The 6,448-nt window shown below is 61.5% G+C and carries 4 protein-coding genes and 2 pseudogenes; 1 reads left to right on the forward strand and 5 read right to left on the reverse strand.

The window, feature by feature from the left end; translation table 11 throughout:
- Window positions 1-284: GYD domain-containing protein (locus P0D89_RS50265; RefSeq protein ID WP_408370321.1), on the reverse strand; the 284-nt coding region annotated here is incomplete at its 3' end.
- 641 nt (window positions 285-925) lie between these two features.
- Between P0D89_RS50265 and P0D89_RS50270 the strand changes: the two are divergent.
- A pseudogene (locus P0D89_RS50270) lies at window positions 926-3,724 on the forward strand (putative maltokinase); the annotation flags it as partial.
- Window positions 3,725-4,116: 392 nt separating this feature from the next.
- Here the strand turns inward: P0D89_RS50270 and P0D89_RS50275 are convergent.
- The 4 genes and pseudogenes from P0D89_RS50275 to P0D89_RS50290 form a co-directional block, all read right to left on the reverse strand.
- A complete protein-coding gene (locus P0D89_RS50275; protein WP_408370319.1) occupies window positions 4,117-4,617 on the reverse strand; it encodes a DUF892 family protein in 501 nt (166 codons plus the stop codon).
- A gap of 222 nt (window positions 4,618-4,839) precedes the next feature.
- On the reverse strand, window positions 4,840-5,127 hold the full coding sequence (locus P0D89_RS50280; protein ID WP_408370317.1) for a hypothetical protein: 288 nt from the start codon (window positions 5,125-5,127) through the stop codon (window positions 4,840-4,842).
- A 227-nt stretch (window positions 5,128-5,354) separates the two neighbouring features.
- Window positions 5,355-5,852, reverse strand: a pseudogene (locus tag P0D89_RS50285) (IS3 family transposase); the annotation flags it as partial.
- A gap of 223 nt (window positions 5,853-6,075) precedes the next feature.
- Window positions 6,076-6,448, reverse strand: a 373-nt coding sequence (locus tag P0D89_RS50290) for a group II intron maturase-specific domain-containing protein (protein ID WP_408370315.1), incomplete at its 5' end; no start/stop codon positions are given.

Raw genomic sequence — 6,448 nt, forward strand, 5'->3', positions numbered from 1 at the left:
AGGGTCGCGATGAACTCATTCCACGGGGTCCCTTGCAGGGTTTCCGTGGCGGCGTGTCCAGAGGCGCGGATGATCAACGCCGCTCTCTCGAGCTGTTTGAGATCGTCCGACTCGACGATGTCGACCACATCGAAGCGCCCGAGTGTCAGATAGCTGTCTTTCCAGGTGACCGCAGGGCATTCGGCCTTGATTTTCTCTGCCACTGTCGCGGCGAGCTGCTTCAGCTCTTTGGGATCTTTGAACGCGTCAGGGGACAAACGGCTGAGGATGACGTACGTGGCCATGTAATACCTCCGTACAAAAATTGACTGGATTGGGCATGAGAGACACACGACAGAACCTGTCTTCCTGTCAAGCAGAAGCGCCCGTGTGCTTCTTGATTATAGTGAGCGCCTCACGGCCCTGTAGCCCGAGCTGCGCCAGCGCTCCAGGCACCGGCGTCCGCTGCGCGCGGCGACCGGGAATCCTCTTGCGCTGCGTGTGCAGCGAATAGTCAAAAAGGAATAATATTGCTCATTCATGGGGACGCTATCGGTTCACGCGTGGTTGACGTCGCGCAGCCGATTGGGATGAAGACTATGGCCATCAAGACGTTCGCCCCGGGCCGCGGAGCAAGTCCTGTGCGGCAACGGGATGATCGGTGGGCTTATAGACGAAGCGATCGGAACAGAGGACGCTGCGGTTATCGCTCATTGCGGGACGGTAACACGAGCGCGAAGCGTGACCGACGTCACCCGTGAATCGACGCGATGTGTCCGTCGAAACGGCACTACCAAAAAGAACGTGTCGGCCGCTGAAGCGGCCGACGCGAGCGGACGCGCGACCGTACAGGTCACCGTCGCAGACCGTGATCCGCTCTGGTACAAGGATGCGGTCATATACCAGTTGCACGTCAAATCGTTTTTCGATGCGAACGGCGACGGCATCGTCGAACGAGAACCTGCCCGAGACCCATGCGATCCTCAAGCAGATCCGTGCCGACCTCGACCAGCGCTATCCGACTCGGCTGTTGCTCGCCGAAGCCAATATGTGGCCCGAAGACGTACGCCCGTATTTTGGCGGTGACCCTGAGCAGACAGACGCGCCCGGCGACGAATGCCAGATGGCGTTTCACTTTCCATTGATGCCGCGTATGTACGCGGCGCTGGCGCAGGAAGACCGTTTCCCCATTACCGATATCCTGCGCCAGACGCCGGATATTCCTCCAAACTGCCAGTGGGCGACTTTCCTGCGCAACCATGACGAGCTGACGCTCGAAATGGTGACCGACCGAGAACGCGATTATTTGTGGAATTTCTACGCGCCGGACCTGCGCGCGCGGATCAACCTCGGCATCCGGCGCCGGCTAGCGCCGCTGGTCGAACGCGACCGGCGCCGGGTCGAATTGTTGAATTCGCTGCTGTTGTCGTTGCCCGGCACCCCGGTGCTGTACTACGGCGACGAAATCGGCATCGGCGATAATATTCATCTAGGCGATCGCGACGGCGTGCGCACCCCGATGCAATGGTCACCGGACCGCAACGGCGGCTTCTCGCGCGCGAACCCGGCAAGTCTGGTGCTGCCGCCCATCATGGATCCGCTATACGGCTTCGAGGCCGTCAACGTCGAAGCCCAGAGTGCCGACCGGCACTCGCTGCTGAACTGGGTGCGGCGCATGCTGGAAGTGCGCAGCCAGCATCGCGCCTTCGGTCGCGGCACACTGAAAATCCTTTACCCGAACAACCGCAAGGTGCTCGCCTATCTGCGCGACTACAAAGCGCCGGGCGCCGAAGGCGGCAGCAAGGCAGGCGATGAAGAAACGCTGCTGTGCGTGGCGAACATGTCGCGCGGCTCGCAGGCGGTCGAGCTCGACCTGTCGTCGTTCGCCGGCCGCGTACCCGTCGAGATGATAGGCGGCGCCGCGTTCCCGCCCATCGGCCAACTGTCCTATCTGCTGACGCTGCAACCGTACGCTGTTTATTGGTTCGTGCTGAGCACCGACCCGCAGCTCTTGGCGCTCCGCGCGGCCGGCCTCGCCAGCATGCCCGAACTGACAACGCTGGTGCTGCGCCAGGGCATCGCCGATGTGTTGCGCGCCCCGGTACGCCATACGCTGGAACAGGACATCCTGCCGGCCTACCTGCCGATGCGTCGCTGGTACGCGGCAAAAAATGAAAAGCTGCAGCAGACCCGGATCGCAGTCGCAGTCGAGCTAGGCAACACGACGCAGCCGATGCTGCTGGCCGAAATCGAGACCCGCATGAGCCTCGACACCGCCCGCTACGTGTTGCCATTCGGATTGGTCGCCGAGGGTGAAGCGGCCTCGGCGCTGCCGGAGCAACTCGCGTTGGCCCGCGTGCGGCGCGGCCGCCAGGTCGGCTTCCTGACCGACGCATTTGCGCTGCGCGGCTTCGTGCTGCGCATGTTCGAACTGACACAGACCGGCGCCAACCTAAGCTGCAATAATGAGGCCGTAGGTGAGCTGCGCTTTATCCCGACTTCGCGGATGGCGGGCGTCGCCTTGGCGGACGACGTGGAGATCCGTTACCTGTCGGTCGAGCAATCGAACAGCTCGGTGGCGATCGGCGACCGCGCGATGCTCAAGTTGATCCGGCGGGTCCAGCCGGGCATCCATCCGGAAGCGGAAATGGGCCGCTACCTGACCGCTGCCGGCTTTGCCCATATTGCGCCGCTGCTCGGCGAGGTCTTGCGCATCACGCCGGATGGCACGCCGACCGTGCTGGCGGTGATCCAGGACTTTATCGACAATCAGGGCGATGCCTGGCAATGGACGCGCAATGCGCTGGCCCGTGTCATCGCGGATGTCGCCGATACATCGCTGGTCGGCGCCGAACCGCTGGCACCGGGTGACGCCGCCGACACCACGATCGTCAGCCCAGCGGCAACCGACGCCCTGAACCATGCGGTCGCCCGCGCACTGGACGAATTTGCGCGGATGGCCAAAATCCTCGGGCGGCGGCTGGGTGAGTTGCACACGGTACTCGCGCGCGACACCGACGATCTGGCCTTCGCGCCGTATCGCGCCGGCCCCGACGACGTGCGCGAATGGGCCGACTCGGCGCAGCAGCAGATTGTGCGCGCGCTCGATGCACTGTCTGCCCTGCTGGCGGCGGCGAAGGCGGATACCGGCAGCGGGCTGAGCCAGCCTGAGCTCGAGATGGCCGGCAAACTGATTGGACTGCGCGCGACATTGCTGCAAGCGGTGGTCAAGCTCGCCGAAGGCGGCGAGGGCTCGCTCTGCATGCGGATTCACGGCGACCTGCATCTCGGCCAGGTCCTGGTCGCGCAGGGCGATGCGTATTTCATCGACTTCGAAGGCGAACCGGGCCGCGCACTGGCCGAGCGGCGCGCGAAAACCAGCCCACTGCGCGACGTCGCCGGCATGCTGCGGTCTTTCTACTATGCCGCAGCAATGGCAGGCGGCACCGGTCTGGGCGACTTGACCGACGCCGCCCGGGCGCGCAAGCAAACACTGATCGAACGCGTCCTGCCGGTGTTGCAGGACGCATTTTGCGCGGCCTACGCCAAAGCTGCCGCGGGCCTCCGCCAAGACTGGCGCACGCCCGCTGATGCGGCTGCGCTGCTCGATTTGTTCATGCTCGAAAAAGCCGCCTACGAGGTCTGCTACGAGGTCGCCAACCGACCTGCATGGATCCGTGTGCCGCTACGCGGCCTCGCCGCGCTGGCTGACCGACTCCTTAATCCAGGAAGCTCACATGATTGACGACCCGAGCGCTCCGCCGAGGGGAGGCGTCGGGCCCATCTTGGTAAAATCTGGCGGATTGACCAGGGGAATCCATATTTCAAGGCTTTGCGGGGAACCGGCTGAGCCCAAATCGTACGGCGGCGAAAACCTTGTCGGACGGGCCTCGCCACGCAGTGACCGCCAGGTTTCGCATGGATAAGACGACTACCCCGATACGACCATGCTGCGGCACGCGGAACAATATCCGGGCACGGCCACGGGAACAATGAGGCGAACGGGATACGTCCCGAAACAGCATTCACGAACCGGTCTCGTTCGTGAAGAGCAATTCCGTGGCCAGCCGATACGAAGAACAATCGAGAATATCTCGCGCGAGAAGCGGCACTCGCCCCAATCCTCGTACGGAAGGCTTAGCTCTCGGCAGGGCGCGCACCGCGACCTAGATACGCCTTCGTGGCTGCAGGAAGACGGTCAAGTAGCCAGTCCGCCATGGCAATCTGTCGTAGAACAATGGCCTCGCATGCGAGCTTGGTCTCAAAGAAACCTCTGGCTTCAGCGATGGCGATCAATGAGGTGTAGGACGCGATCTCCTGATGCTTGATTACATAGAGCGTTACCAGGCTCTTGACTACTTCGTCCGGCGTTTGAACAACGTTACTTGTTTCGATAGCCGCCCCGAAATCATCCGTGAGCGTCTGCAGGATGACGTTGCTCTCGTCGATACGCTCAAGGCAGCTTGCCAACGATTTCTGGTGCGCCAGTGTCTCTGTCAGGTGCGCTTCAATGTGCGCATTGACCTCGGGGTAGGGTATCGATCTGGTCGCGTGGTTTCTCAACAACCGCTCAGCATACCGTTCCATCGCGTAAGCGTCTCGCAGCGCGCACAGCATGTCATCTTTTGGATCGGTCATCACGGTTCCCTATCATGACCGCGCCGAACAAGCGCAAGGGGCGCTGACGTTGGTCCATTCCTGCACATCCGCGTTTCTGAAGCAATCAGATATCTCGTCTGAATATTTGCGAGCGGCCGCATTGCCGCATCTGTCGTGGGGGCTTATGTCAATCGCTGACGCAGGCGTTGCAGAATGGCCACAGGGCCGGTCGTCCGGCGCCCGGATGATGTTTCCGAACTTTCATTTGGCCGGGGTCTTCGTCGGCATATCGTTCCGCTGTGTCGATGAATCAGTGTCCGTTCTGGCGAAGCTACTGTCGCGCGCAACGATCCACTCAATCGCCGATTGGCGCGCCACCTCGATCGCCTCGTCCTCATTATCGAACCAGGCAAGATTGCGCTCGATGTGCATTTCAGCATCCGCATCATCGTCAGGTGATGCACGGATCAGCCGCGCATGCGCGAAGAACCGACCAAGCGAGAAATCCGGGGTCGCGTCAATGACCCAGCCGCGGTACTCGTACTCCATGATTACCTCCGATACCTGGCTAATCGAGATTCGAACAGACAAAGCATGGATTCATCAGGTCGTATTCGCTAAGCCTCCATGATCGAATTGCCGACGTGCGGAGTCGGCGGGCGGGCGCACGTCGACCCCGAACTGCCATATTGTTATAGATCCTCTAGCGAAGCGCGCCAATGCTTCGAATATCGAGTAAAAGTGAACCGCCCCGGGAATCGTGGAGGCTGGTTGGTTTAAGTTAATGCCGGTTCAGCGGCAGGTGTTTCAAGTTGCCGATAGTAGTTTGCCTCAGCTTCAGCGGGCGGGATATAGCCGAGGGGTTCCATCAATCGATGATGATTGAACCAGGCCACCCATTCCAGCGTTGCCAGTTCAACGGATTCCCGCGTTTTCCAGGTGCGGCGATGAATCAGTTCAGCCTTGTACAAGCCGTTGATCGTTTCAGCAAGGGCGTTGTCATAGCTGTCGCCCCGGCTGCCGACCGATGGTTCGACGCCCCCTTCGGCCAGCCGTTCGCTGTAGCGAATGCTGACGTATTGGGACCCTCTGTCCGAGTGGCGTATCAACGTTCCGTCGCCGCCCGGGCGCCGCGCGTAAAGCGCCTGTTCAAGTGCATCCAGAACGAAGTCCGTGGTCATCGAGGAACTGACGCGCCAGCCGACGATACGGCGGGCGAACACGTCGATCACGAAGGCCACATACAGCCAGCCCTGCCACGTCGAAAGTGGAGTAAGAGACAGGGCGTAGTCGAGCTATTTCCCTGCCTCTCCTCCCCGGTAGGGTCGAGAACTGGCGCGCGCACGACAGGCTCCGGTGGTCTCCCCACCGCTTTCGCGGTGGACCTCAGTCCGGCTACCATAGTCACGTTTCCAGCTCCCGCCACGTCGAACGCAGCTTGCCGATTTCCGGCACTACGCTCTCCTGTTTGCTTCATGTCAAGGGTTATGGGACCTATCATGCCGGGCGCGCTTTCGGTGCGACAGCACGGCGGACCCGGTAGCCATTGAACAGCCCCAGTTCCTCATACAGCCAGCGCCTACTCCACCGCTTCCAGCCGAAGCCCCTTCGGTTCCGGGATCGCCCCATGTGGCGCCGGATCTTCTTTTCCACCCAGTCCTTGATGAAGTTGAAGCACTCGTTGGAGTCCCCCACAGCGAAGTATTGCACCCAACCCCGCAACACCGGATTGATCAGTCGCACCACCCGATTTACCGGCTGCGACTGGTATCGCCGGAATATCTCCTTGAGCTTGCGCAGCAGCGCCGTACGCTTCTTCAGCTTCGGCGTGTAATGCGCTCGCCACACCCGTGTCCTGAAGCTGCGGAGC

This window comes from Paraburkholderia sp. RL18-085-BIA-A, assembly GCF_046027075.1.
GTDB lineage: Bacteria > Pseudomonadota > Gammaproteobacteria > Burkholderiales > Burkholderiaceae > Paraburkholderia.